This is a genomic window from Paracoccus indicus (genome assembly GCF_003056335.1).
Lineage (GTDB): Bacteria > Pseudomonadota > Alphaproteobacteria > Rhodobacterales > Rhodobacteraceae > Paracoccus > Paracoccus indicus.
This window is the reverse complement of record NZ_PYWA01000004.1, coordinates 135156-159297: the sequence shown is the minus strand read 5'-3', so window position 1 is coordinate 159297 and position 24142 is coordinate 135156. Positions and strand designations below refer to the sequence as shown.

Sequence of the window (24142 nt, the reverse complement as noted above, 5' to 3'; positions counted from 1 at the left end):
ACGAAGCGAGGTTTAATCACATGAACAAGACCCTTCCGCTCATCGCGACACTTGCGACGCTGGCTGCGTTTCCCGCCGCCGCGCAGGATGCCGCGGCGCCCGCGGAGGCGGCTGCCGCAGTCAGCGCGGATGTCGTCTATATCTTCAACACGCTGCTGTTCCTGATCGGCGGCTTCCTGGTCATGTGGATGGCCGCAGGCTTTGCCATGCTGGAAGCGGGCCTGGTGCGTTCGAAGAGCGTGACGACGCAGCTGTTCAAGAACATCTCTCTGTTCGCGATCGCGGGCATCATGTACTGGGTGATCGGCTACAACCTGATGTATCCGGGCGACTGGACCGTCAACGGCATCATCGGCGAGATCTTCAGCCCCAAGGGGCTCGACGGCGTCGGCGCGGGCGTGGCCGATGACGGCTATTCGGCCGGGTCGGACTTCTTCTTCCAGCTGATGTTCTGCGCCACGACCGCATCCATCGTCTCGGGCACCTTGGCCGAGCGGGTCAAGCTGTGGCCCTTCCTGATCTTCACCGTCATCCTGACCGGCGTGATCTATCCGATCGAGGCCAGCTGGCAGTGGGGCGGCGGCTTCCTGAGCGAGATGGGCTTCTCGGACTTCGCAGGCTCGACCCTGGTCCACGCGGCAGGCGGCTTCGCGGCCCTGGCAGGCGCCATCGTGCTGGGCGCACGCACCGGCAAGTATCGTCCCGACGGCCGCATGCAGCCGATGCCCGGTTCGAACCTGGCGCTGGCGACCTTGGGCACCTTCATCCTGTGGCTGGGTTGGTTCGGCTTCAACGGCGCGTCGCAGCTGGCCATCGGTTCGGTCAATGATGCCGCCGACGTCAGCCGCATCTTCGTCAACACCAACATGGCAGCCTCGGGCGGTGCCGTTGCCGCGATCATCGTGACGCAGCTGCTTTACGGCAAGATCGACCTGACCATGGTGCTGAACGGTGCGCTGGCAGGCCTGGTCGCCATCACCGCCGAGCCGCTGACCCCGACCGTCTTCGCCTCGATCCTGATCGGCGGCGTCGGTGGTGCGCTGGCCGTCTTCGTGGTTCCGATGCTGGACAAGCTGAAGATCGACGACGTCGTCGGCGCCATTCCGGTCCATTTGGTCGCGGGCATCTGGGGCACGATGATCGTTCCCGCCACGAACGACGGCACCAGCTTCGTTACGCAGGCCATCGGTGTCTTCTCGGTCGGTGCCTTCGTCTTCGTCGTCAGCTTCATCGTCTGGACGGTGCTGAAGGTGACCATGGGCATCCGCGTCAGCAAGGAAGCCGAAATCAGCGGCTTGGATATTTCGGAAATGGGCATGGAGGCCTATCCCGACTTCGTCCAGGCCAAGTAATTCAAGGTCTCTTCCCGGAGAGGGGGCGGGTCGCGCAAGCGGCCCGCCCCTTCCGCGTTTCAGTGGACAATGAAAAACGCCCGGACCTTTGCGGGTCCGGGCGTCGAAATTCACTAGGGGCGGCTGTCAAGTGACGCGGCTGACCACGAAATCGGCCAGATCGGTCAGCATATCGCGGATCGGATGTTCCGGCAGCACGCGCAGGGCATCCTTGGCCTTGGCGGCCCAAGCCAGCGCATCGGCGCGGGCGGCATCCATCGCGCCATGGCGGGCCAGCAGGGCCAGTGCCTGTTCCAGATCGCCATCGCGCTGGTCGCCCTTTTCGATGGTCCGCGACCAGAAGGCGCGTTCCAGTTCGTCGGCCTTGGCCACGGCCTTGATGACGGGCAGGGTCAGCTTGCGTTCGCGGAAGTCGTCGCCGACATTCTTGCCGATGGTTTCCGTCGCCCCGCCATAGTCCAGCAGGTCGTCGACGATCTGGAAGGCGATCCCAAGCGCGTCGCCGTAATCGAACAGCGCCTGCACCTGATCGGCGGGGGCACCGGCGATGACGCCGCCAACCTCGGTCGCCGCCGAGAAGAGCGCCGCCGTCTTGCCGCGCACCACCTGGATATAGATGTCTTCGGTCGTTGCCAGATCCTGGGCGGCGGTCAGCTGCAACACCTCGCCCTCGGCGATGGTGGCGCTGGCGTTGGCCAGGATCTCCAGCGTGCGCATGTTGCCGGGTTCGACCATCAGCTGGAAGCTGCGCGCGAAGAGGTAGTCCCCGACCAGCACGCTGGACTTGTTGTCCCACAGCAGGTTCGCCGTCGGACGCCCGCGCCGCTGGCTGCTTTCATCGACCACATCGTCGTGCAGCAGCGTGGCGGTGTGGATGAATTCCACCGTCGCCGCCAGATGGATGTGATAGGGCCCGCCATAGCCGACCATCCGGGCCGCAGCCAGGGTCAGCATTGGGCGCAGGCGCTTGCCGCCGGCCTCGATCAGATGGGCGGTCACCTCGGGGATGCGCGGGGCGTGGCGGCTGGCCATCCGGTCCCGGATCAGGGCGTTCACCGCCCCCATTTCATCGCTCAGCGCTTCCGACAGCCGGTCCAGCGGTTTGCGGACGTTTTCCTGCAAAGTCATGGCATAATCCCGTATCTGCGGCCCTGCATTGCCATGCCATCGACAATTTCGCAACCGCGGCTTAACGTCCCTGCCATGAAAGAGCTTTTTCGCAGCAATGATCCCGTGCGCATGTCCGCAGCCACCAGCCTGCTGGAGGCCGAGGGCATTGTCCCCTTCCAGATGGACCAGCACATGAGCGTGCTGGAAGGCTCGATCGGGATCCTGCCCGCGCGGCTGATGGTCGCGGACCGCGACGAATTCGCAGCCCGCGCGATCCTGCGCGACAACGGGCTTGACGACTGACCCGCGGGTCGGCGGCTTTCCGGATCATCATCGGTATAGAAGGGCAGGGGGATGTCGGCCCGGCCCGACCAAATCGGCTGCGCAGCCCGATCGCCATGCAGATCCTGCGCGAGGCTGCGCTGATCGGCCCGTGAATTGCAAAAGTCCCGTGACAGAATCGACGCGCTGTGCTGCAATCAAGATGTTCGACGAACATATCCAAGGAGGATGTAATGACGGTTGCTTCTCATGTTGAGGAACTTCGCAGGAAACACCAAAACCTCTCCGATGCCGTTGAAAGGGCACAGAAAAGTCCCGGAACTCAGGATCTGGAAATTGCCCAGATGAAACGCCAGAAACTGCGCATCAAGGAAGAGATCACCCGGCTTGCCAATTGATCCCGTTGAACTGAGACCTATTCATGACAAGGCCCGCGCAAAATGCGCGGGCCGCTTTCGTTTCGATGCCCCTTACACGAAGAACTGACCGCCGTTCGCGCTGAGGGTCGAGCCGGTGATGAAGCCTGCATCCTCGGCCGCCAGGAAGACGACGGCGCGGGCGATCTCCTCGGGTTCGCCAAGGCGACCGACGGGGATCTGCGGGATGATGCGTTCGTTCAGGACCTTTTCGGGGATGGCGCGGACCATCTCGGTCCCGATATAGCCGGGGCAGATGGCGTTGACGGTGATGCCCGCGCGCGCACCTTCCTGTGCCAGCGCCTTGGTGAAGCCCAAATCGCCCGCCTTGGCCGCGCTGTAGTTGGCCTGACCCGCCTGGCCCTTCTGCCCGTTGATCGAACTGATGTTGATGACGCGCCCGAACTTGCGATCGCGCATGCCGGTCCAGACAACATGGGTCATGTTGAAGACGCCGGTCAGATTAGTGTCGATGACCTCTTTCCATTGCTGCGGGGTCATCTTGTGGAACATCGCATCACGGGTGATGCCCGCATTGTTGACCAGCACCTCGACCGGGCCAAGCTCGCTCTCGACCTGCGCGATGCCGGCGGCGCAGGCCTCGTAATCGGCGACCGACCACTTGAAGGTCTTGATGCCGGTTTCATCGGTAAAGGCCTTCGCCGCATCGTCGTTGCCGGCATAGTTGGCCGCAACGACATAACCCGCATCCTGCAAGGCCTTGCAGATAGCAGCGCCGATTCCCCGCGATCCCCCAGTGACCAAAGCGACTTTCGACATGGATACCCCCCAGTAGTTACAACAGTTAAAATATTGCTAGCTATTCAATGACCGGCGCGCAAGAAAATTGCGCGCCGATGCTGGCCTCAGCGTTCCAGGCACATGGCGACGCCCATGCCGCCCCCGATGCACAGCGTGGCCAGGCCCTTCTTGGCGTCGCGGCGCTTCATTTCGAACAGCAGGGTGTTCAGCACGCGGCACCCCGAGGCGCCGATCGGATGGCCGATTGCGATCGCGCCGCCGTTCACGTTCACGATGGAGGGGTCCCAGCCCATGTCCTTGTTGACGGCGCAGGCTTGCGCAGCAAAGGCCTCGTTCGCTTCGACCAGGTCCAGATCGCCTACCGACCAGCCGGCCTTTTCCAGCGCCTTGCGGCTGGCAGGGATCGGGCCGGTGCCCATGATGGCCGGGTCCAGACCGGCGGTCGCATAGGAGGCGATGCGGGCCAGCGGCGTCAGGCCGCGGCGGTTCGCTTCCTCTTCCGTCATGACCATCACGGCGGCCGCGCCGTCGTTCAGACCCGAGGCATTGGCGGCCGTCACCGTGCCGTCACGGGTGAAGGCGGGGCGCAGTTTCTGCATCGCGTCCATTGTCGCGCCGTGGCGGATGTATTCGTCCTGATCGACGACAGTCTCGCCCTTGCGGGTCTTCACGGTATAGGGCGCGATCTCATCGGCGAAGCGGCCGGCCTTCTGCGCGGCCTCGGCCTTGTTCTGCGAACCAACAGCGAATTCATCCTGTTGATCGCGGCTGATCGACCAGCGATCCGCGACGTTTTCCGCTGTCTGCCCCATGTGATAGTTGTTGAACGCATCCCACAACCCGTCGCGGATCATGGTGTCGATCATCTGCATGTCGCCCATCTTCTGACCGGCGCGCAGATAGGCGGCGTGCGGGGCCAGCGACATGCTTTCCTGACCGCCGGCCAGCACGATGTTGGCATCGCCAAGAATGACCTGCTGGGCGGCCAAGGCCACGGCACGCAACCCCGAACCACAGACCTGGTTGATGAGCCAGGCGGCGGATTCCTGCGGCAGGCCCGCATTGATATGCGCCTGGCGGGCAGGGTTCTGACCCTGAGCCGTCGTCAGGACCTGGCCCAGGATGGTCTCGCTGATCTCGCAAGGATCGACCCCGGCGCGGGCGACGACCTCCTTCAGGACGGCGGCGCCCAGATCATGGGCCGGGACATTCGCGAATGCGCCCAGAAAGCTGCCGACAGGGGTGCGTGCGGCAGAGACGATGACGGCTTTGGACATGGTAGGCTCCTTCCCAAGGCGGTCGGACGGGCCGACCTTCAGGGGTCAGGATGCTGTTTCGGAACGTAACGTCAAGCGTCGATGCCGCGAACCCTGTCAGCGCGCCGCACGCGAGGGCGGTTTCTTCCAGGGCGGTGCGATGGTCGGCGCACCGAAGTAATAGCCTTGCAGGCAGTCGATCCCCAGATCGATCAGGAAGCTGGCGTCATCGGCGGTCTCGACCGATTCGGCGACGGTGAACATGTCGAAATGATGGGCGATGGATTGCAGTGCCCGCGTCAGGATCTGATTGTCGGGGTTGGCCGCGATGGCGCGGATGAACTGCCCGTCGATCTTGATCATGTCGAAGCAGAAATCGCGCAGATAGCGGAACGAGGTATAGCCCGCGCCGAAATCGTCCAGCGCCAGGCTGATGCCGTAACCCTGCACCTCGGCCATGAAGTGCTGCACCTCGTTCGGCATGCCCATGGCCGAGCTTTCGGTGATTTCCAGGATCAGCCGTTCGCCCACCATCGGGTCGTCCGAAATGCCCCGCCGCAGCGTGTCGATCCAATCCGGATACTGGATCGAGCGGGCCGACATGTTGATCGACAGCCGCAGCGAGGGATCCTCGACCAGTGTCTTCAGGCCAAGCGACAACGACAGGCAATCGATCTTGCGGCCCAGTTCCGTGGTTTCGGCCTGAGGCATGAAGTCGCGCAGCGGCACAAGCCTGCCGCTGTCGTCGATGATGCGGATCAGCCCTTCCCAGAAGGCGGCGGCCTTGGGGCTTTGGGATTGCACGATCGGCTGGAACGCCAGCACCGCGCTGGCCTTTTCCACCGCCGCCGCCACGGCCGAAAGGGTGACGCGATCCTGAAGTCGGATTGCATCTTCCAGCGGCGAACTGTTGTTCTGGTATCTGTCGCTCACGGCGGGCCCCATCTGTCTGCTCTGCTTGCAGTTTGGCCATGATGACTTAATCTGCGGTGAATCGTCAGTGTTTTCTCAACTCAGGGTTAACGGATGCTTGCTCGTTGCAGCTGGTGCGGCAGTGACCCGCTTTACGTCGACTATCACGACACAGACTGGGGCGTGCCAGAACATGACAGCCGCGCGCTGTGGGAAAAACTGGTGCTGGACGGGTTTCAGGCAGGGCTCAGCTGGATCACGATCCTGCGCAAGCGCCCGGCATTTCGACAGGAATTCGACGGCTTCGACCCGGCCCGCGTCGCCCTGTGGGACGAGGCCCGCATCGACCGCGCCCTGACCAATCCCGGCATCGTGCGCCACCGGGGCAAGATCACCTCGACCGTCCGCAGCGCCCGCCTGTTCCTGGACATCGAGGCCGAACAGGGCTTCGCCCCCTGGTTGTGGTCCTTCGTCGGGGGGGCGCCCATCCAGAACGCATGGCCCGACATGGCCAGCGTGCCGACCGCCACCCCCGAATCGACGGCCATGTCGAAGGCGCTGAAGAGGCGGGGCTTCAATTACTGCGGGCCGGTCATCACCTATGCCTTCATGCAGGCGACGGGGATGGTGAACGACCACACCACCCCCTGCCACCGGCATGAGGCGGTCAGGGCGCTGTCAGCTGGGTGATCAGGGTCTTGGCCACATCCGAATCCCATTCGGCATCGCCCAGATAGCGCGCAACTTCGTTGCCATCACGGTCGATCAGCACGCTGACGGGCAGGCCGACGACGCCCATGTCGCGGGCGACCATCTGGCGCGGGTCCAGCAGGATCGGCAGGTTCTCGACCCCGACCTCGTCGAAGAAGGACTGGATGCGGGCGGGCGCGTTGCGCCCCGTGGCGATGGTCACGACCTGGAAATCGTCGCCACCCAGTTCGGCCTGCAGGCGGTCCAGCGCGGGCATTTCCTCGCGGCAAGGCGCGCACCATGTGGCCCAGAAGTTCACCAGCACGACCTTGCCTTCGTAATCCGCCAGGGTGTGGGCGTTGCCCTCGATGTCGGTGAATTCTGTCTGGCTGATCGGCGCGGCATCCTCGGCCACGACCAGTTTCGGCAGCCCGCCGTCCCTGGCGGCCTGCCAGTCGGGGGCCGGGGCGGGGCTTTGGGCGAAGGCGGTGTTTGCACCGAAAACAAGTGCCGTATAAAGCAGGGCGGAACGCAGCATGTGACCTCCGAAGGACTGACATATGACCGACCGGCCCGACAGCACTGATGCCGCCAACAGCATGTGGGGCGGGCGCTTTGCCGCCGGTCCCGATGCGATCATGGAGGCGATCAACGCCTCGATCGGTTTCGACCGACGGCTCTACGCCCAGGATATCGCGGGCAGCCGGGCCCATGCCGCCATGCTGGCAGCACAAGGCATCATCAGCGATAACGATGCGGCGGCCATCAGGGAAGGCCTGCTCACCGTCTTGTCAGAGATCGAGGCCGGAGATTTCCCCTTCAAGACAGCGCTGGAAGACATCCACATGAATGTCGAGGCGCGCCTGAAGGAGATCATCGGCGAACCGGCGGGGCGCCTGCACACGGGCCGGTCCCGCAACGACCAGGTCGCCACCGATTTCCGCCTGTGGGTCCGCGACCAGTGCGACGCCGCCATCGACGGTCTGCGCGCCCTGATCGGATCGGCCATGGGTCAGGCCGAAGCCGGTGCCGATTGGGTCATGCCCGGTTTCACCCATCTGCAGACCGCGCAGCCGGTGACATGGGGCCATCACATGATGGCCTATGTGGAAATGTTCGGCCGCGACCTGTCGCGCTTCCAGGACGCCCGCGCCCGCATGAACGAATCGCCCCTTGGCGCGGCGGCACTGGCCGGGACGGGATATCCCATCGACCGCCACACCACCGCGCAGGCCTTGGGCTTCGACCGTCCCATGGCCAACAGCCTCGACGCCGTCAGCGACCGCGATTTCGCGCTGGAGTTCCTGTCGGCGGCATCCATCTGCGCCGTCCACCTGTCGCGCCTGGCCGAGGAGCTGGTCATCTGGTCCTCCGCCCAGTTCCGCTTCGTGTCCATGTCGGACAAGTGGTCCACGGGTTCGTCGATCATGCCGCAGAAGCGCAACCCCGACGCGGCCGAGCTGATCCGCGCCAAGATCGGCCGCATCCTGGGGGCGAATGTCGCGCTGTTCACGGTGATGAAGGGCCTGCCCTTGGCCTATTCCAAGGACATGCAGGAGGACAAGGAGCAGGTCTTCGACGCCGCCGACCATCTGATGCTGGCCCTGGCCGCCATGTCGGGGATGCTGGCCGACCTGACCGCGAACACCGCCAATCTGGAAGCCGCCGCCGCGACCGGATTTTCCACCGCGACCGATCTGGCCGACTGGCTGGTGCGCGAATTGGGCCTGCCCTTCCGTGATGCCCATCACGTCACCGGATCGCTGGTTGCCATGGCCGAGGGCAAGGGCATCGATCTGCCCGACCTGACGCTGGCCGACATGCAATCGGTCCATGGCGACATCACCGAAAACGTGTTCGGCGTGCTGGGCGTCCACAACTCGGTCGCCTCGCGCCAGAGCTATGGCGGCACCGCACCCGATCAGGTGCGTGCCCAGATCGCCCGCTGGAAGGAGAAACTGGCATGATGATCCGCCTGTCCCTTGTGGCCGTGATGGCGCTGGCCGCCTGCGGCGTCGACGGTCCCCCCGAACGTCCCGCCCAGAAGCCCGCCCAATCCGGCGTGACCATCAGCGGTGATGCCCGCGTCGGCGTCATGGGGCGGATCTGATGGACCATTTCCAGTATCAGAACGGCGAACTGCACGCCGAGGACGTTCCCCTGTCGCGCATTGCCGATCAGGTCGGATCGCCCGTCTACGTCTATTCCGCGGCCACCTTGGCCCGCCATTTCGGCCTGTTCCGGCAGGCGCTGGACTGGACCGATCACCTGGTCTGCTTTGCGGTCAAGTCGAACAGCAACTTGGCCGTGCTGAAGCTGATGGGTGATCTGGGCGCGGGTATGGACGTGGTCTCGGGCGGGGAATATCTGCGCGCCAAGGCGGCGGGCGTGCCGGGCGACCGCATCGTCTTTTCCGGCGTCGGCAAGACCGAGGATGAGATGACCTTGGCCATCCGCGGCGGCATCCGCCAGTTCAACGTCGAATCCGAACCCGAGATGCGCGTCTTGTCGCGCGTGGCCCATGGCCTGGGCGTGACCGTCCCCATCGCCATCCGTGTCAATCCCGATGTCGATGCCAAGACCCATGAAAAGATCGCCACCGGCAAGTCGGAAAACAAGTTCGGCATCCCCATCGCCCGCGCGCGTGAGGTCTATGCCGAGGCCGCGACCCTCCCGGGCCTGCAGGTCGTGGGCGTCGATGTGCATATCGGCAGCCAGTTGACCGATCTGGAACCCTTCCGCGCCGCCTATCTGAAGGTGGCCGAACTGACGCGCGCGCTGCGCGAGGATGGGCACACGATCACGCGCCTGGATCTGGGCGGCGGCTTAGGCATCCCCTATCGCCGCGACAACAACGCGCCGCCCTTGCCCTTGGAATACGGGCAGGTCATCCGCGAGACCGTCGGCGATCTGGGCTGCGAGATTGAGATCGAGCCTGGCCGCAACATCGTTGGCAATGCGGGCGTGCTGCTGTCCAAGGTCATCTATGTCAAGAACGGCGAGGATCGCGACTTCCTGATCGTGGACGCCGCCATGAACGACCTGTTGCGTCCCGCCATGTATGGTGCGCATCATGACATCGTGCCGGTGGTCGAACCCGCCGTGGCCGCACCCGTGCAGCCCTATGACGTGGTCGGCCCGGTCTGCGAATCGGGCGACACCTTCCAGAAGGGCGCGCAGCTGCCCAAGATGGCGGCGGATGATCTGATCGCCTTCCGCTCGGCCGGGGCCTATGGGGCAGTGATGGCCTCGGAATACAATTCCCGGCCCCTGGTCCCCGAGGTTCTGGTCAGCGGGGATCACTTCGCCGTCATCCGCGCACGTCCGACGTTTGAGGAAATGCTGGCCCGGGATAGCATCCCGGAATGGCTTTGATCGGGCGTCAGAAGAAAACCGAACTGCCGGGGACCGATGGTCCCCGGGCCACAGGCGATATCCCCGCAGATCTGGGCGGAACGGTGACCCGCGCCCTGGCCCTGACCCGTTGGGGCATGGTCTGGGAACGCATTGCCGTGGCATTCTGGCCCTTGGCGGCACTGCTGGCGCTTGGCTTTGCCGCATTGGCCCTTGGCGCGGCGCAGGTCGTGCCGTCGGCCCTGCTGCCATGGATCGCCGGCGTCTGGCTGGCGGCGGTCATCGCTGCGGCGGTCGCGGGTGGCATCCACGCGCGGCGCCTTGGGCCGCAGGATGCCATGCTGCGGCTGGACCGCAGCCTGCCCGGACGCCCGCTGACGGCCCTGTCGGACCGCGCGGCCATCGGCAGCGAAGGCGCGCTGTGGCAGGCGCATCTGGCGCAGATGCGGCAGGCGGCGCAATCGGCGCGCGCGGTGGCCCCCGACGCCCAACTGGCACGCCGCGATCCGCTGGCCCTGCGGCTGGTCGCGTTGTTGGCGCTGGTCATGGCGCTGATCTTCGGCGGCCTGGGGCAGCTGGGGCAGGGGATCGGCGCGATCGCCGCCACCGTCGCCCCGCGCATGGCTCCGCAACAGACCGCCCAGACCGCCCCCGCGTGGGAAGGATGGGCCGAGCCGCCCGCCTATACCCGCCGCCCGACGATCTATCTGAACGCCCTGCGCGAGGACGCGCTGGAACTTCCCAAGGGCAGCCTTGTGCAGCTTCGTCTGTATGGCGAAGACCAGCCGCTGGAACAGGACATCGGCCCGCGTCAGGGCGACGACCCGCAACAGGTGGTCATCCGGGCCGAGACCTCGGGGGCTCTGCAGGTCGCGGACCGGCGGTTCGACATCACGGTCCTGCCCGATCTGCCGCCCAGCATCGCGCTGGGACAGGCAGCCGCGCGCCGCGCCGATGGGCGGATGATGCAGGATTTCACCGCCAGCGACGATCATGGGATTGCCACCGCGCAGGCGGTGATCGCGCTGGACATGGGCCGCGTGGACCGCCGCTTCGGTCTGGCTGTCGATCCCGACCCGCGCGATCCGATCCGGCTGGAGCTGCCGCTGCCCTCGCGCGATCGCCGCGATGTCTCGGGGCAGCTGGTGCAGGACCTGTCCCGTCACCCTTGGGCGAACCTGCCGGTCACTCTGACCCTGCAGGCGCAGGACGGGATCGATCAGACGGGCCGGTCGGACCCGCAAACGACCCCGCTGCCGGGGCGGCGGTTCTTCAACCCGCTGGCGGCATCGCTGATCGAGATGCGCCGAGACCTACTGTGGGCGCGGGCCAATGCCCCCCGCAGCGCCGAGATCCTGCGCGCCCTGACCTGGCAGCCCGAAGGTTTCGTCGAAGACGCGCTATACGATGAATTGCGCGGCGCCGTCGGTCTGCTGGAGGCGCCGGAATTCTCGGTCCAGACCCGCGACCGCCTTGCCGAGGCCCTGTGGGAGGCCGCCGTCCAGCTTGAGGATGGCGGTCTGTCGGATGCGCTGCAGGCCATGCGCGACGCGCAGGAAAAGCTGTCCGAGGCCATCCGCAACGGCGCCAGCCCGGACGAAATACAGCAGCTGATGGACCAACTGCGCGAGGCGACGCAGGATTACACCCGCATGCTGGCAGAACAAAGCGAGGCACCCGAGGCCGACAGCCCCGACCAGGGCCAGGAACAGGGTCAGCAGATCACCGGCGACCAGATCCAGCAGATGATGGAGGAGATCCAGCGCCTGATGAACGAAGGCCGCATGGCCGAGGCCGAGCAATTGCTGGAACAGTTCAACCGCATGATGGAAAACCTGCAGGTGCGCCAGTCCAAGGGTCAGCAGGGCGAAGGATCGCAGGGCAGTCAGCCGATGAACCGGCTGGCAGACACCCTGCGCGACCAGCAGCAGCTGTCGGACGAAGCCTTCCGCGAGGCGCAGCGCCAGTTCCGCGAAGGGCAGCCGGGCGATACCGGCGAATTGGCCGACCGCCAGCGCGCCCTGCGCGAGGATCTTGACCGCCAGCGCGAATTGCTGCCCGGTCAGGGCTCGGAACGCGGCGATCAGGCCCGCGACCGTCTGGACGACGCCGGTCGCGCCATGGAGGAAGCCGAGCAGGCCCTGCGCGATGGCGACACCGGCACCGCGATGCAGCGGCAGGCCGATGCCATCCAGTCGATGCGCGAAGGGATGCAATCCATGGGCGACATGCTGGCCGAACAGGGTCAGCAGGGCCAGCGCAGCGAAGACGGGCAGCAGGGCCAGACCGGCGGCGCGAATGGCAGCGGTCGGGCGGGCGGCGATCCGGGGACCGACCCGCTTGGCCGCCAGCAGCCGACCGGCACCAACCAGATCACCGGAGAGGGCGTCGATGGCCCGGGTCAGAACCCCGCCGCGCGTGCCAAGGACCTGCTGGATGAAATTCGCCGCCGGATGGGCGATCCCGGGCGTTCCGCTGCCGAGCTGGACTATCTGGACCGGCTTGGCGACCGGTTCTAGGGTGCCGGGCTCCGCGCCCTCAGCGTGGGATCAGCGTCGCCGACAACCATTGGCGGGCCTGATCGACCTCGGCGCGAAACCCGCTCAGCTGGTCGGACAGGGGCAGCCCCTTGGCGGCCATCAACGGGGTCGCGACATAAAGCGCCAGCAATGCCGCCGTCGCCAGCATCGAGATCGCGAAGCCGGTCCCGTATCCCCGCGTCGTGCGACGGGCGGGCACCGGGGGGAGGGGCGCTGGCCGGGCCTCCTCCGCGTCGGACTTCTGCGCGACCGGCTCCGGTCTGGGTGCCGGGGCCGGGGCAGGCTTTGGCGCGGGTTTGGGGGCCTGCCTGCGAGGCGGCGAATGCCGGATGACCGTCGGTGTGGCGGAAGGTTTGTCCCTTGGCTTGTCGGTTTCCTGCGCGGGCAGGGTCACGGTGGTGGCCGGCCAATCGCTGTCGGACATGGCAGCTTGCGGCACGGTGAGGCGGGGGGCTTCGGGGTCTTCCTCGGCGGCGCGCAGGCTGCGTTCGTATTCCACCTCGTCGCGCAGGATGTCGAGGATGTCGGGCGACAGCCGCTTGCTGGCCGGTGGCAGCGGTGGGGGCGCCTGTTCCCCGGGCAGATGGGCGGTGAAATCGGCAAGGTCCAGCGGTCGCGCGGGGTCCTTGGGTCGCTGCGCCTGCCAGACGCGTTCGCAGCGGCTGCATTCGACCTCGCGGCCGGCGGTGGGGATCGCATCCTGCGGCACGACATATTCCGCGCCGCAGCCCGGACAGTTCAACCTAAATTCAGCCATGCCACCCTCGCAATCGTCCTGCGGCTGTTCTATCAAGCGCAGGTCCGGCTTCCAAGACGCGCCGGATGCAAATGCCCCGCGAAAGACGGGCTGAAACGGAAAAGAGGTGGCGCTTGATCGAGATGCGGGATGTCGGGTTCGGCTATCACGGCAGGGCCGAACTGCTGTCGGGGATGACGCTCAGTCTGCAGCCGGGGATGTTCCATTTCCTGACCGGACCGTCGGGGTCGGGAAAGACCACCCTGTTGCGCCTGTGCTATGCCGATCTGCTGCCGACGGCGGGCCAGATGACGGCCTTCGGCCATGAGTTGCGCGACCTGTCGCGCGACGATATCGCGGACCTGCGCCGCCGCGTGGGCGTCGTCCACCAGGAACCCCAGTTCCTGGATCACCTGCCCGTCGCCGAAAACGTCGCCCTGCCGCTGAGTGTCGCGCATGAGCCGGTGGACATGGACGCCCTGCGCGACCTTCTGGGCTGGGTTCAGCTGTCGCAGCACGCGCGTGCGCTGCCGCCGTCCCTGTCGGGGGGCGAACGCCAACGCGCGGCCCTGGCGCGGGCGGTCATCCTGTCGCCGGACCTGATCCTGGCGGATGAGCCGACGGGCAACCTCGATTGGGACATGTCCATGCGCCTGATGCAGCTGCTGATCGAGCTGAACAAATCTGGCAAGACCGTGCTGGTCGCGACCCATGACCTGAACCTGATCCGCGCCACTAAGGCGCAGGTGACGGCGCGGGTGCTGCGCATCTCGGGCGGGAACCTTCAACTGGCGGGGGCGGATCTGTGAGAGGCGGCAAATCCTTGGGATTGAACCTGATGACCCTTGTCAGGGGATTGTTGCGCGATGAGGGCGGCAAGGGCGACCGCATCGTCCCGCCGACCGGTTTCACCGCGCAGTTGACGTTGTTTTCCGCAGGGGCGATGGCCTTTCTGGCGGTCTTTGCGCTTGCGCTTGCCTTGGCGACGGGGCGGCTGGCCGATCATTGGTCCACCCAGCTTGCGGGCTCGGTCACGGTGCGCATCAGCGCCCCCGCCGATCAGCAGGAGGGGCAGGTCCAGACCGCCCTGCAACTGCTGCGCACCACCCCCGGCACGGGCGAACCGCGCCAGCTGCCGCAAGACGAACTGGCCAAGCTGCTGGAACCCTGGTTCGGCCCCGACATGCCGGTCGATGCCCTGCCGGTCCCCGCGCTGATCGACCTGCCGATCCGAGGCGACGATTTCGACGCCGAAGGGCTGCGCCTGCGGCTGGAGGCCGAGGTGCCGGGCGCTATCCTGGACGATCACACCGAATGGCGCCGCCCGCTGGTGTCGGCGGCCAAGCGGTTGCGGATGCTGGGGATCGTGTCGCTGTTGCTGATCACGGCGGCCTCGGCGGCGATGATCACGCTGGCGGCCAAGGCGGCGCTGGCGGCCAATGGTCAGGTTATCCGCGTGCTGCGCCTGATCGGGGCGCGCGATTTGACCATCGCCACGGCCTTCGTGCGGCGCTTTACCCGTCGCGCGGCCATCGGTTCGGCCATCGGCACGGTGCTGGGCGTGGGGGCGGTCTCGATCCTGCCGGACGCCAGCGCGGCAGGCGGCTTCCTGACCGGCCTTGGGTTTCAGGGCTGGGACTGGCTGATGCCGCTGTCGATCCCGCTGGTCGCGGCGGCGGTCGGCTTTCTGGCCACCCGTTGGGCGGCGCTGAACATGCTGGAGGCCGTCCGTTGACCGATCGCGCCGTACCCGCGCCCCTGGGGCCTTGGCAATACATCCAGAACATCCTCTATTACCTGCATGTCGCGCTGGCCACGGTAGTGATCGGGCTGATCGGGCTGCCGCAGATGCGTCACGGGCGTGCGGGGGCGAACCGGGTGGCGACGCGCTGGATCGGCTATATGATCTGGGCCGCCAAGCTGCACCTTGGCCTGACCTGCGAGATCCGCGGCACGCCGCCCACCGGCGATTGCATCATCGCCGCCAAGCACCAAAGCTTCTGGGACATCCTGGTCATCGCCCATGCCGTTCCGCGTCGTGCCTTCATCATGAAGCGCGAGGTGATGCGCGTCCCCGTGATGGGCTGGTATGCTTGGAAGGTCGGCTGCATCCCCATCGACCGGGGCAGGGGCCGCGATGCGATGGCCGTCATGTCGGCCGAGGTCAAGGACCGCATGGCGGGCGAGGGCGTCGGCCAGCTGATCATCTATCCCGAAGGCACGCGCACCCTGCCGGGGCAGCGCAAGCCCTATAAGCACGGGGTCGCGTCCTTGCGGGCGGGGACCGGGCTGCCGGTCGTGCCGGTCGCGGTCAATGCTGGCATGTTCTGGCCGCGCAGTGGCTGGGGCATCCGTCGTGGTCGCGCCGTCATCGAATTCCTGCCCGCCATCGAACCGGACGCGCCGCAGGCGGGGCTGATGAAGCAGCTGGAAAGCCGGATCGAGACCGCCTCGGACCGCCTGATGGCCGAGGCGGGCCTAGCTGTCGCGGCACTGGCGGACGGCACCGATGATGCCGCCCGCCCCTGATCAGCGCAATTCGTAGTATTTCGGGACATGGGGCGGTGCCGGGGGCAGCCCGATGTCGCGCCGCATGTGCGGGCTGAGGTGATAGGCGTCGGGCGGCCTCGGTCTTTTCCGCCGCCTGATCATCAGCGCCCGGAACAGGGCGAATGTCACCGCCGTCGCACCGTGACGGGCGATCAGGCGATGCAGGGCGGGACGCAGGGCAGGGGGCCTGCGGCGTCATATGGGCAATCATCATTGCAGTCCTTTGCAAGTCGGACATGGCAGTGCCACGACCGGAAAACGGGTTGGTTGAGGATGGAATGATGCCATGCGGACGGCCCGCGCGAAGGCGGTCGGTCAGGTCAGGGCATCGGTCTGGGTTTGCCTGTTCGGGCGGTCAGCGGCGGCTTTGTCGCGACTGTCGGCCGACATGCAGGAACAGGGCGATTGCGGTGACATTGGTCATATGTGCGGCCCCTCCTTCGTTTGTGCATGATACGGGCAAGGCGGAAGCTGCCCGATTCGCTGCAGTTTGCGCAAGTCCGCAAATGCCGACAGCCGCCCATGACGGGCGGCTGTGGCGAAACGGTCACAATGGCGTGTGGATCAGGCGGCCAGCGAATGGGCACCCATGGCGCGGAACTTCTGGCGACGGTCCGCGATCAGATCGGCGGGGGCCTTGCCCTCCAGCTCGGCGAGCATCGCGGCGATTTCCGTGCCGACCTTGGCGATCGCCTCGGCGGGGACGCGCTGTGCGCCGCCCATCGGTTCGGGAATGACGCTGTCGATGACGCCCAGCTTCTTCAGATCCTGCGCGGTCAGGCGCAGCGCCTCGGCGGCGTCGCGCATCTTGTCGCTGTCCTTCCAAAGGATCGAGGCGCAGCCCTCGGGCGAGATCACCGAATAGATCGAGTGTTCCAGCATGGCGATGCGGTTCGCGGTGGCAAAGGCCACGGCACCGCCAGATCCGCCTTCGCCGATGACGACGCTGACCAGCGGCACGCCGATCTCCAGGCATTTCATGGTGCAGCGGGCGATCGCCTCGGATTGGCCGCGTTCCTCGGCGCCCTTGCCGGGATAGGCGCCGGGCGTATCGACCAGCGTGATGACCGGCAGGCCGAAGCGATGCGCCATGTCCATCAGGCGGATCGCCTTGCGATAACCCTCGGGGCGGGCCATGCCGAAGTTGTGGTGGATGCGCGACTTGGTGTCGTTGCCCTTCTCATGGCCGATCACAACACAGGGCGCGTCGTTGAACCGCGCAAGACCGCCCATCACCGCATGGTCGTCGCCGAAGGCCCGGTCGCCCGCCAGCGGGGTATAGTCGGTGAACAGCGCCTCGATATACTGGCTGCAATGGGGGCGGTCGGGATGGCGCGCCACCTGCGTCTTCCGCCAGGGCGAGAGGTTGCGATACATCTCTTTCAGAAGATCGCCCGCCTTCTTGTCCAGGGCGGCGGCCTCTTTCTCGACGTCGACGCCATCGCCCTTGCGGGCCATCGCGCGAAGTTCCTCGGCCTTGCCCTCGATGTCGGCAAGCGGTTTCTCGAAATCCAGATAGACCATGGGTGATGCTCCGGGCGTTCGGTTTTGGGCTGTATATGCGGGGTTGCGGGCGGTTGCAACGCGGCCCTATTGCAGATCGGCAAAGGCGTCTTGCAACCGCCGGACCGCCTTTTCGACCAGCGCCCGCGGCGTGGCGATGTTGAAACGCAGGTAATTCTGCCCGCCGCTGCCGAAGGTCGCGCCGTGGTTGGCGGCGATCTTCGCGCCATCCTGAACGCGGGCGGTGAATTCATCGGGGCTCATGCCGGTGCCCGAACAATCGACCCATGACAGATAGGTGGCCTGCAGCGGCATCGACCGAAGCCCTGGAATGGCATTCACGCCCGCGTCGAAGATCCGGCGGTTGCCGTCCAGATATTCGACGAGCGCATCGACCCAGTCCGCCCCTTCGGGCGAATAGGCCGCTGCCACCATGTCCATCCCGAAGATCCCCGGCGATATTCCCGCCGCTATCAGCGCCGCCCTGAAGCGCGCGCGCAGGTCGTCATCGGCGATGATCGCATTGCCGATATGGGCGCCCGCGATGTTGAAGGTCTTGGTGGCCGCGGTCAGCGTGATCAGCCGGTCACTGATGTCGGGGGCGACGGTGGCCATCATCCGGTGGCGGGGGCTGCCCGGCAGGACCAGGTCGCAATGGATGTCATCGGAGACCAGGATCAGGTCGTGGCGCTTGCAGAAATCGGCGACCTGGCGCAGTTCGTCCTCGGACCAGACGCGACCGCCGGGGTTGTGGGGCGAACAGAGGATCAGCAGCTTCTCGTGGCCCTTCAGCATCGGCTCCCACGCGTCCCAATCCATGCGGTACTGGCCGTCCTGCAGGGCCAGCGGCAGTTCCACCAGATCGCGGTCCTGGGCGCGGATGATGCGGGCGAAGGCGTGATAGACCGGCGACATCACGATCACCCCGTCGCCCTTGTCCGTGAAGGCGTTCAGTGCCATGCCCACCGCATTGACCAGCCCCGCGCAGGTCAGCACCCATTCGGGCCGGATCTGCCAGCCGTGGCGGTTTTCCATCCACCAGCAGATTGCCTGCAGATAGGGCCGATGCGCGCCGGGATAGCCATAGATCCCGTGGTCCGCCACGCGCTGCACCGCGTCCTGCACGGCCTGCGGCGGGCGGAAATCCATGTCGGCCACCCACATCGCCAGCCCGTCATCGGGGTCCACGCCGTAAGCCGCCTGCATGTCGTCCCACTTGCTGCAATGCGTCCCCTTGCGGTCGATGATCTGGTCGAAATCGGGCTGGCTCATGGGATCCTCGCGATTTTCGCGTTTCACACTGCATACGCCTGTTGTTGCTTATGGTGAAGCCATGCCCTAAATCGCCAAGCATGAGCCTGAGAACCATCCTGATCCATCCCGATCCCCGCCTGAAGAAGGTGGCCGAGCCGATCGCGCGCATCACGCCCGAGATCGAGACCCTGGCTGCCGACATGCTGGCCACCATGTATGACGCGCCCGGCATCGGCCTGGCCGCGCCGCAGATCGGCGTGGGCGCGCGGATCTTCGTCATGGATGCCACCCGCGACCCCGAGGCCGAGCGCGCCCCCATCGTCATGGTCAACCCGCAGATCACCTGGACGTCCGAGGCGCTGAACACCTACGACGAGGGCTGCCTCTCGATCCCCGACCAATATGCCGATGTGACCCGCCCCGCCGAGCTGCGGATGGAGTGGCTGGGCCTCGACGGCAAGACCCACGAACAGGATTTTGACGGCCTCTGGGCCACCTGCGCCCAGCACGAGCTGGACCATCTGGACGGCATTCTGTTCATCGACCATCTTTCCGCCATCAAGCGCCAGATGATCACGCGCAAGATGGTCAAGCTGAAACGAGAGCAGGCCCGTGGCTGACACACCCTTTCCCGCAACGCCGATCCCCCCTGTGCTGACAGGCGATCTGGCTGCGGGAAAGCTGCGTGTGATCCTGCGCCATCCCGACCCGGTGCTGACCACGCGTTGCGATGCCGCCGGCTATCTTTCCCAGCCTGAACTGCGCGAACTGGCCGCCGATCTGCTGGCGACCATGTATGCCACCGGCGGGCGCGGGCTTGCCGCCCCTCAGGTCGGCATATCGCGTCGGATCTTCGTCATGGACGCCGGTTGGAAGGATGGCCTGCCCGATCCGCTGGTCATGCTGGACCCCGAGATCCTGTGGCGTTCAAGCCAGACCGGCACCGAGGTCGAGACCTGCCTCTCGGCCCCCGGCCATCCGGTGTCGGTGACCCGGCCCGTCGCAATCACCATCGGCTGGTACGACCTGCAGGGCTGTCACCATGTCCGGCAGATGTCGGGACCGGCTGCCCGCATCGCCCAGCACGAGGCCGACCATCTGGACGGCCGCCTGATCCTGAAGGACATTCCCCCCGCATGACCGTTCGACCCTTTCTGCCCTATGCCGATCCGCGCCTGCACCGCGCGGCCGATCCCGTCGAGGCGATCACCGATGAGATCCGCTCGATCTGGGCCGACATGATCGACACCATGGACGCCATGCCGGGGGTGGGGCTGGCCGCGCCGCAAATCGGCGTGATGCTGCGTCTGGCGGTGGTCGATGCATCCGAGGCGCGCGGCCAGGCCATCCGCATGGCCAATCCCGAAATCCTGCACCTCAGCGGCAAGTTCCGCGACCATGACGAGGCCAGCCCGAACCTGCCCGGAGTCCACGCCACGATCAGCCGCCCGCGTGCGCTGACGGTGCGCTTCCTGAACGCCGACGGCCAAATCGAGGATCGCGATTTCGTCAACCTCTGGGCCACCAGCGTCCAGCATCAGATCGACCATCTGGACGGCAGGATGTATGTCGACCACCTGTCCCCGCTGCGCCGCAAGATGCTGGTGCAGAAATCGGCCAAGCTGGCCCGCCGCTGATCCAAAAACGGAAAGGGTTCCGCCATGCGCGTGATCTTCATGGGAACGCCCGACTTCTCGGTGCCTGCATTGCGGGCCATCGCCGACCGCCACGATGTCGTCGCCGTCTATACCCAGCCCCCGCGTGCGGCGGGCCGAGGGCAAAAGCCGCGCCTGTCGCCGGTGCATCAGGCAGCGCTCGACCTGGGTCTGGACGTGCTGCACCCCGAAAAGCTGCGCGATCCTGCCGATCAGGACCGCTTCGCCGCCCACCACGCCGATGTCGCGGTCGTGGTGGCCTACGGGTTGATCCTGCCCCAAGCGGTTCTGGACGCGCCGCGGCTCGGCTGCGTGAACATCCACGCCTCGCTGCTGCCGCGCTGGCGCGGAGCCGCGCCAATCCACCGCGCGATCCTGGCGGGGGACGAGGCTTCGGGCGTGGCGATCATGCAGATGGAGGCGGGGCTGGATACCGGTCCTGTGCTGGCCGAGACGCGCACTCCCATCGGCCCGCAGGACACGACTGCCGACCTGCACGACCGCCTGTCCCGTATGGGGGCTGATCTGATCGTGGATGTCCTTGATCGGCTGCCGCTGACGGCACCCCCCCAGCCCGAGGACGGTGTCACCTATGCCGCCAAGATCGAAAAATCCGAGGCGCGCATCGATTGGAGCCAACCTGCGGCTCAGATCGATCGCCAGATCCGCGGCTTGTCACCCTTCCCGGGCGCCTGGTGCGACATCGAAGGCGAACGCGTCAAGCTGCTGCGCAGCCGGTTGGCGCAGGGGGCGGGCGAACCCGGTCAGGTCCTGCCCGGTTTCACCATCGCCTGCGGCGAGGGTGCCATTCAGGTGCTGACGGCGCAAAGATCGGGGAAAAAGCCGATGGCGGCGGATGACCTGCTGCGCGGTTGGCAACTGCCCGCGCGGATAAACTAGGACCGCAACGCGGTCCTTCGCCGCCTGGCGTGGTGGGGGCAGGGCCCCCGCCCGCAGGGGGCGAATGCGGTCGCGGGACGCAAGGGTCCCGCGCCCACCTCAGATGGCGCCGTGGCAGTGCTTGAACTTGTTGCCCGACCCACAGGGACACAGTTCGTTCCGCGACGGGTTGCCCCAGGTCGAGGGATCGTTCTCGTCAAAGCCCTCGACGGCAGGCAGCGGCGTTTCGGGGCTGGCATTGCTGACGTCCTCGTCGCCATGTTCCATCGTCATGTCGTCCTGCGCGGCCTTCTGCTGGGCCGTCATCTGGTTCAGCATCTCCTGGCGTTCTTCGTCCGTCAGCGGACGGATCTGCGCCAACCGCTGCGTGACGTCGAAGCGCAGCCCGTCAAGCAGAGCCTCGAACAGCTGGAAGGCCTCGGTCTTGTATTCCGACAGCGGATCGCGCTGCGCATAACCGCGGAAACCCACGACCGAGCGCAGGTGGTCCAGCGTCATCAGATGCTCGCGCCATTTCTGGTCGATCATCTGCAGCAGGACCTGCTTCTCGATCTGAGCCATGTTCTCGGGGCCGAAACCGGCGGCCTTTTCGGCCATGTAGGTGTCGGTCGCCTCGGTGATCCGCTCGCGCATGACCTCCTGGTCGACGCCTTCCTCGGCGGCCCATTCGGTGACAGGCAGGTTCATGTTCAACCGCTCGCGCACGGCGGTCTTCAGACCCTCGGCGTCCCATTGGTCGGCATAGCTGCGCGCCGGCATGAAATCCTCGACCAGATCGTCGATGACCTGGTGGCGCATGTCGGCGGTGATCTCACCCACTTCCTCGCTGTCCATGATCTCGCGGCGCTGGCTGAAGATCGCCTTGCGCTGGTCGTTCATCACGTCGTCGAACTTCAGCAGTTGCTTGCGGATGTCGAAGTTGCGGCCTTCGACCTTGGCCTGTGCACGTTCCAGCGACTTGTTCACCCAAGGGTGCACGATCGCCTCGCCTTCCTTCATGCCAAGCGAGGACAGGACCTTGTCCAGACGCTCGGACCCGAAGATCCGCATCAGGTCGTCGTCCAGCGACAGGAAGAACAGCGAACGACCGGGGTCGCCCTGACGGCCCGAACGGCCGCGCAGCTGGTTGTCGATGCGGCGGCTTTCGTGGCGTTCGGTGCCCAGAACGAACAACCCGCCGGCGGCCAGGACGGCCTCCTTCTCGGCGGCATGTTCGGCTTCGATGCGGGCGCGCAATTCGTCGGGATTTGCCTCGGGGTCGGCGCCAAGCGCCTCCATCACCTTCATCTCGACGTTGCCGCCCAGCTGGATGTCGGTGCCGCGGCCGGCCATGTTGGTGGCGATGGTCACGACGCCACGCTTGCCGGCATCGGCGACGATCTGGGCCTCTGCCTCGTGCTGGCGGGCGTTCAGGACGTTGTGCGGGACGCCGTCCTTCTTCAGCAGTTCGGACAGCATCTCGGATTTCTCGATGCTGGTGGTGCCGACCAAGGTGGGCTGGCCCTTGGCGTGGGCTTCCTTGATCGCCTCGATCACGGCGGCGTATTTCTCGGCGGCGGTGCGATAGACGCGGTCATGTTCGTCGATCCGCGCGATGCCGCGGTTGGTCGGCACCTCGACCACGCCCAGCTTGTAGATCTCGGCGAATTCCTCGGCCTCGGTACTGGCGGTGCCGGTCATGCCCGACAGACGGTCGTAAAGGCGGAAGTAGTTCTGGAAGGTGACACTGGCCAGCGTCACGTTCTCAGGTTGGATCTCGACGCCTTCCTTGGCCTCGATCGCCTGATGCAGACCGTCCGACAGGCGGCGGCCCTTCATCATGCGCCCGGTGAATTCGTCGATCAGCGCAACCTCGCCGTCGCGGATCATGTAGTGCTGGTCCTTCAGGAACAGCTTGTGCGCGCGCAGGGCTTGGTTGGCGTGGTGGACGATGGTGGTCGATTCCGGATCATAAAGCGTCTGACCCTCGGGCAGGACGCCATCGGCCTGCAGGCGCTGTTCCAGGAACTCGTTGCCCTCTTCGGTGAAGGTGGCGTTGCGGGCCTTTTCGTCCAGCTTGTAATGTTCCTCGGTCAGCAGGGGAACATAGCCGTTCAGCACGCGATAGAGGTCCGAGCGGTCCTGCGAGGGGCCACTGATGATCAGCGGCGTGCGGGCCTCGTCGATCAGGATGCTGTCGACCTCGTCGACGATGGCGAAGTTGTGGCCGCGCTGGACCATTTCCGCGACGCTGCCCTTCATGTTGTCGCGAAGGTAATCGAAGCCCAGCTCGTTGTTGGTCGCATAGGTGACATCGGCGGCATAGGCCTGGCGCTTCTCATCCTCGGGCTGGAAGGGGACGACGACGCCGCAGGTCAGGCCCAATTGGGCAAAGACCTTGGACATCCATTCCGCATCGCGCTTGGCCAGATAGTCGTTGACCGTGACGACATGGACGCCCTTGCCCGACAACGCGTTCAGATAGGCCGGGAAGGTGGCGACAAGGGTCTTGCCCTCGCCCGTCTTCATCTCGGCGATATTGCCCTGATGCAGGAAGATCCCGCCCATCAGCTGCACGTCGAAGGCCCGCAGGCCAAGGGCGCGGCGCGCGCCTTCGCGGCAGTTGGCGAAGGCCTCGGGCAGGATGGCGTCAAGGCTTTCGCCCTTGGCCACGCGTGCTTGGAATTCGCGGGTCTTGTCGATCAGCTGCTGATCGTCCAGCGCCTTGAAGTCGTCCTCGAGTGCGTTGATGCGCGCCACCAGCGGGCGCGTCCCTTTGACCATGCGGTCGTTGGGAGTCCCAAAAACCATCTTTGCCAGATTTCCGATGCCGAGCATGTTACCTTCGCAATCACGTTGTTGGGAAAGACGAGTGACCGCGGCCCACTTGC

At 65.9% G+C, this 24142-nt stretch carries 25 protein-coding genes; 15 read left to right on the top strand and 10 right to left on the bottom strand.

Going from position 1 to position 24142, the window contains the following annotated elements; genetic code table 11:
• Positions 1–20 precede the first annotated feature (20 nt).
• On the top strand, positions 21–1352 hold the full coding sequence (locus DDE75_RS08185) for an ammonium transporter (RefSeq protein ID WP_108501886.1): 1332 nt from the start codon (positions 21–23) through the stop codon (positions 1350–1352).
• Between the two features lie 126 nt (positions 1353–1478).
• Here DDE75_RS08185 and DDE75_RS08180 read toward each other — a convergent pair whose 3' ends face one another.
• Positions 1479–2480, bottom strand: a complete 1002-nt coding sequence (locus DDE75_RS08180) for a polyprenyl synthetase family protein (RefSeq protein ID WP_108501885.1) — start codon at positions 2478–2480, stop codon at positions 1479–1481.
• 111 nt (positions 2481–2591) lie between these two features.
• On the opposite strand from DDE75_RS08180, the gene DDE75_RS08175 reads away from it, so the two are divergent.
• Together DDE75_RS08175 and DDE75_RS08170 are read left to right on the top strand one after the other, a co-directional pair.
• Positions 2592–2765, top strand: coding sequence for a putative signal transducing protein (locus tag DDE75_RS08175; protein WP_418304178.1), 174 nt, complete (start codon positions 2592–2594; stop codon positions 2763–2765).
• A gap of 212 nt (positions 2766–2977) precedes the next feature.
• Positions 2978–3142 carry a YdcH family protein gene (locus tag DDE75_RS08170; protein ID WP_108501883.1) on the top strand — a complete coding sequence of 55 codons (165 nt, stop codon included), beginning with the start codon at positions 2978–2980 and terminating at the stop codon, positions 3140–3142.
• Between the two features lie 72 nt (positions 3143–3214).
• On the opposite strand, the gene phbB is transcribed toward DDE75_RS08170, so the two are convergent.
• From phbB to DDE75_RS08155, 3 genes are all read right to left on the bottom strand, one after another.
• Entirely contained in the window at positions 3215–3940 is a 726-nt protein-coding gene (phbB, locus tag DDE75_RS08165) for a beta-ketoacyl-ACP reductase (protein ID WP_108501882.1), read from the bottom strand.
• Positions 3941–4026: 86 nt separating this feature from the next.
• A complete protein-coding gene (locus tag DDE75_RS08160) occupies positions 4027–5199 on the bottom strand; it encodes an acetyl-CoA C-acetyltransferase (protein WP_108501881.1) in 1173 nt (390 codons plus the stop codon).
• A 96-nt stretch (positions 5200–5295) separates the two neighbouring features.
• The gene (locus DDE75_RS08155; RefSeq protein WP_245894665.1) at positions 5296–6111 is read right to left on the bottom strand and encodes an EAL domain-containing protein; all 816 of its coding nucleotides are present in this window, start codon (positions 6109–6111) and stop codon (positions 5296–5298) included.
• A 93-nt stretch (positions 6112–6204) separates the two neighbouring features.
• Here DDE75_RS08155 and DDE75_RS08150 point away from each other — a divergent pair, with 93 nt between their 5' ends.
• On the top strand, positions 6205–6780 hold the full coding sequence (locus DDE75_RS08150; protein ID WP_108501879.1) for a DNA-3-methyladenine glycosylase I: 576 nt from the start codon (positions 6205–6207) through the stop codon (positions 6778–6780).
• On the opposite strand, the gene DDE75_RS08145 is transcribed toward DDE75_RS08150, so the two are convergent.
• A complete protein-coding gene (locus tag DDE75_RS08145; RefSeq protein WP_245894664.1) occupies positions 6758–7318 on the bottom strand; it encodes a TlpA disulfide reductase family protein in 561 nt (186 codons plus the stop codon). The genes DDE75_RS08150 and DDE75_RS08145 overlap by 23 nt on opposite strands.
• A gap of 22 nt (positions 7319–7340) precedes the next feature.
• On the opposite strand from DDE75_RS08145, the gene argH reads away from it, so the two are divergent.
• From argH to DDE75_RS08130, 4 genes are read left to right on the top strand one after another with little or no spacing between them, the layout of a single operon-like run.
• Positions 7341–8747, top strand: coding sequence for an argininosuccinate lyase (argH, locus tag DDE75_RS08140; RefSeq protein WP_108501878.1), 1407 nt, complete (start codon positions 7341–7343; stop codon positions 8745–8747).
• Positions 8744–8890 carry a hypothetical protein gene (locus DDE75_RS17250; protein ID WP_162798943.1) on the top strand — a complete coding sequence of 49 codons (147 nt, stop codon included), beginning with the start codon at positions 8744–8746 and terminating at the stop codon, positions 8888–8890. Before argH ends, DDE75_RS17250 begins: the two co-directional genes overlap by 4 nt.
• Complete coding sequence (lysA, locus tag DDE75_RS08135; protein ID WP_108501877.1) at positions 8890–10155, top strand: diaminopimelate decarboxylase; 1266 nt, start codon at positions 8890–8892, stop codon at positions 10153–10155. The genes DDE75_RS17250 and lysA overlap by 1 nt, the downstream gene beginning before the upstream one ends.
• Positions 10146–12653, top strand: coding sequence for a DUF4175 domain-containing protein (locus DDE75_RS08130; RefSeq protein ID WP_245894663.1), 2508 nt, complete (start codon positions 10146–10148; stop codon positions 12651–12653). The genes lysA and DDE75_RS08130 overlap by 10 nt, the downstream gene beginning before the upstream one ends.
• 19 nt (positions 12654–12672) lie before the next feature.
• Here DDE75_RS08130 and DDE75_RS08125 read toward each other — a convergent pair whose 3' ends face one another.
• Positions 12673–13431 (bottom strand): MJ0042-type zinc finger domain-containing protein, encoded by a 759-nt coding sequence (locus DDE75_RS08125; RefSeq protein ID WP_108501876.1) that lies wholly within the window; start codon positions 13429–13431, stop codon positions 12673–12675.
• A 113-nt stretch (positions 13432–13544) separates the two neighbouring features.
• Here DDE75_RS08125 and DDE75_RS08120 point away from each other — a divergent pair, with 113 nt between their 5' ends.
• Genes DDE75_RS08120 through DDE75_RS08110 form a run of 3 tightly spaced genes read left to right on the top strand, consistent with a single transcriptional unit; the run spans position 13545 to position 15939 of the window.
• A complete protein-coding gene (locus DDE75_RS08120) occupies positions 13545–14219 on the top strand; it encodes a cell division ATP-binding protein FtsE (protein WP_108502081.1) in 675 nt (224 codons plus the stop codon).
• 29 nt (positions 14220–14248) lie between these two features.
• On the top strand, positions 14249–15145 hold the full coding sequence (locus DDE75_RS08115; protein WP_108502080.1) for a cell division protein FtsX: 897 nt from the start codon (positions 14249–14251) through the stop codon (positions 15143–15145).
• Positions 15142–15939: a lysophospholipid acyltransferase family protein gene (locus tag DDE75_RS08110; protein ID WP_245894662.1), complete on the top strand. Its 798-nt coding sequence runs from the start codon at positions 15142–15144 to the stop codon at positions 15937–15939. Before DDE75_RS08115 ends, DDE75_RS08110 begins: the two co-directional genes overlap by 4 nt.
• On the opposite strand, the gene DDE75_RS17245 is transcribed toward DDE75_RS08110, so the two are convergent.
• The 3 genes from DDE75_RS17245 to DDE75_RS08100 form a co-directional block, all read right to left on the bottom strand.
• The gene (locus DDE75_RS17245) at positions 15940–16089 is read right to left on the bottom strand and encodes a hypothetical protein (protein WP_162798950.1); all 150 of its coding nucleotides are present in this window, start codon (positions 16087–16089) and stop codon (positions 15940–15942) included.
• Positions 16090–16524: 435 nt separating this feature from the next.
• Complete coding sequence (locus tag DDE75_RS08105) at positions 16525–17484, bottom strand: acetyl-CoA carboxylase carboxyltransferase subunit alpha (RefSeq protein WP_108501875.1); 960 nt, start codon at positions 17482–17484, stop codon at positions 16525–16527.
• A gap of 66 nt (positions 17485–17550) precedes the next feature.
• On the bottom strand, positions 17551–18735 hold the full coding sequence (locus DDE75_RS08100; RefSeq protein WP_108502078.1) for a MalY/PatB family protein: 1185 nt from the start codon (positions 18733–18735) through the stop codon (positions 17551–17553).
• A gap of 80 nt (positions 18736–18815) precedes the next feature.
• On the opposite strand from DDE75_RS08100, the gene def (DDE75_RS08095) reads away from it, so the two are divergent.
• From def (DDE75_RS08095) to fmt, 4 genes are read left to right on the top strand one after another with little or no spacing between them, the layout of a single operon-like run.
• A complete protein-coding gene (gene def / locus DDE75_RS08095) occupies positions 18816–19337 on the top strand; it encodes a peptide deformylase (RefSeq protein WP_108501874.1) in 522 nt (173 codons plus the stop codon).
• Entirely contained in the window at positions 19330–19857 is a 528-nt protein-coding gene (locus DDE75_RS08090; protein ID WP_245894661.1) for a peptide deformylase, read from the top strand. Before def (DDE75_RS08095) ends, DDE75_RS08090 begins: the two co-directional genes overlap by 8 nt.
• A complete protein-coding gene (def, locus tag DDE75_RS08085) occupies positions 19854–20354 on the top strand; it encodes a peptide deformylase (protein WP_108501873.1) in 501 nt (166 codons plus the stop codon). Before DDE75_RS08090 ends, def (DDE75_RS08085) begins: the two co-directional genes overlap by 4 nt.
• A 24-nt stretch (positions 20355–20378) precedes the next feature.
• Complete coding sequence (fmt, locus tag DDE75_RS08080) at positions 20379–21272, top strand: methionyl-tRNA formyltransferase (protein WP_108501872.1); 894 nt, start codon at positions 20379–20381, stop codon at positions 21270–21272.
• Between the two features lie 99 nt (positions 21273–21371).
• Here fmt and secA read toward each other — a convergent pair whose 3' ends face one another.
• Entirely contained in the window at positions 21372–24089 is a 2718-nt protein-coding gene (gene secA / locus DDE75_RS08075; protein ID WP_108501871.1) for a preprotein translocase subunit SecA, read from the bottom strand.
• Positions 24090–24142: the final 53 nt, after the last annotated feature.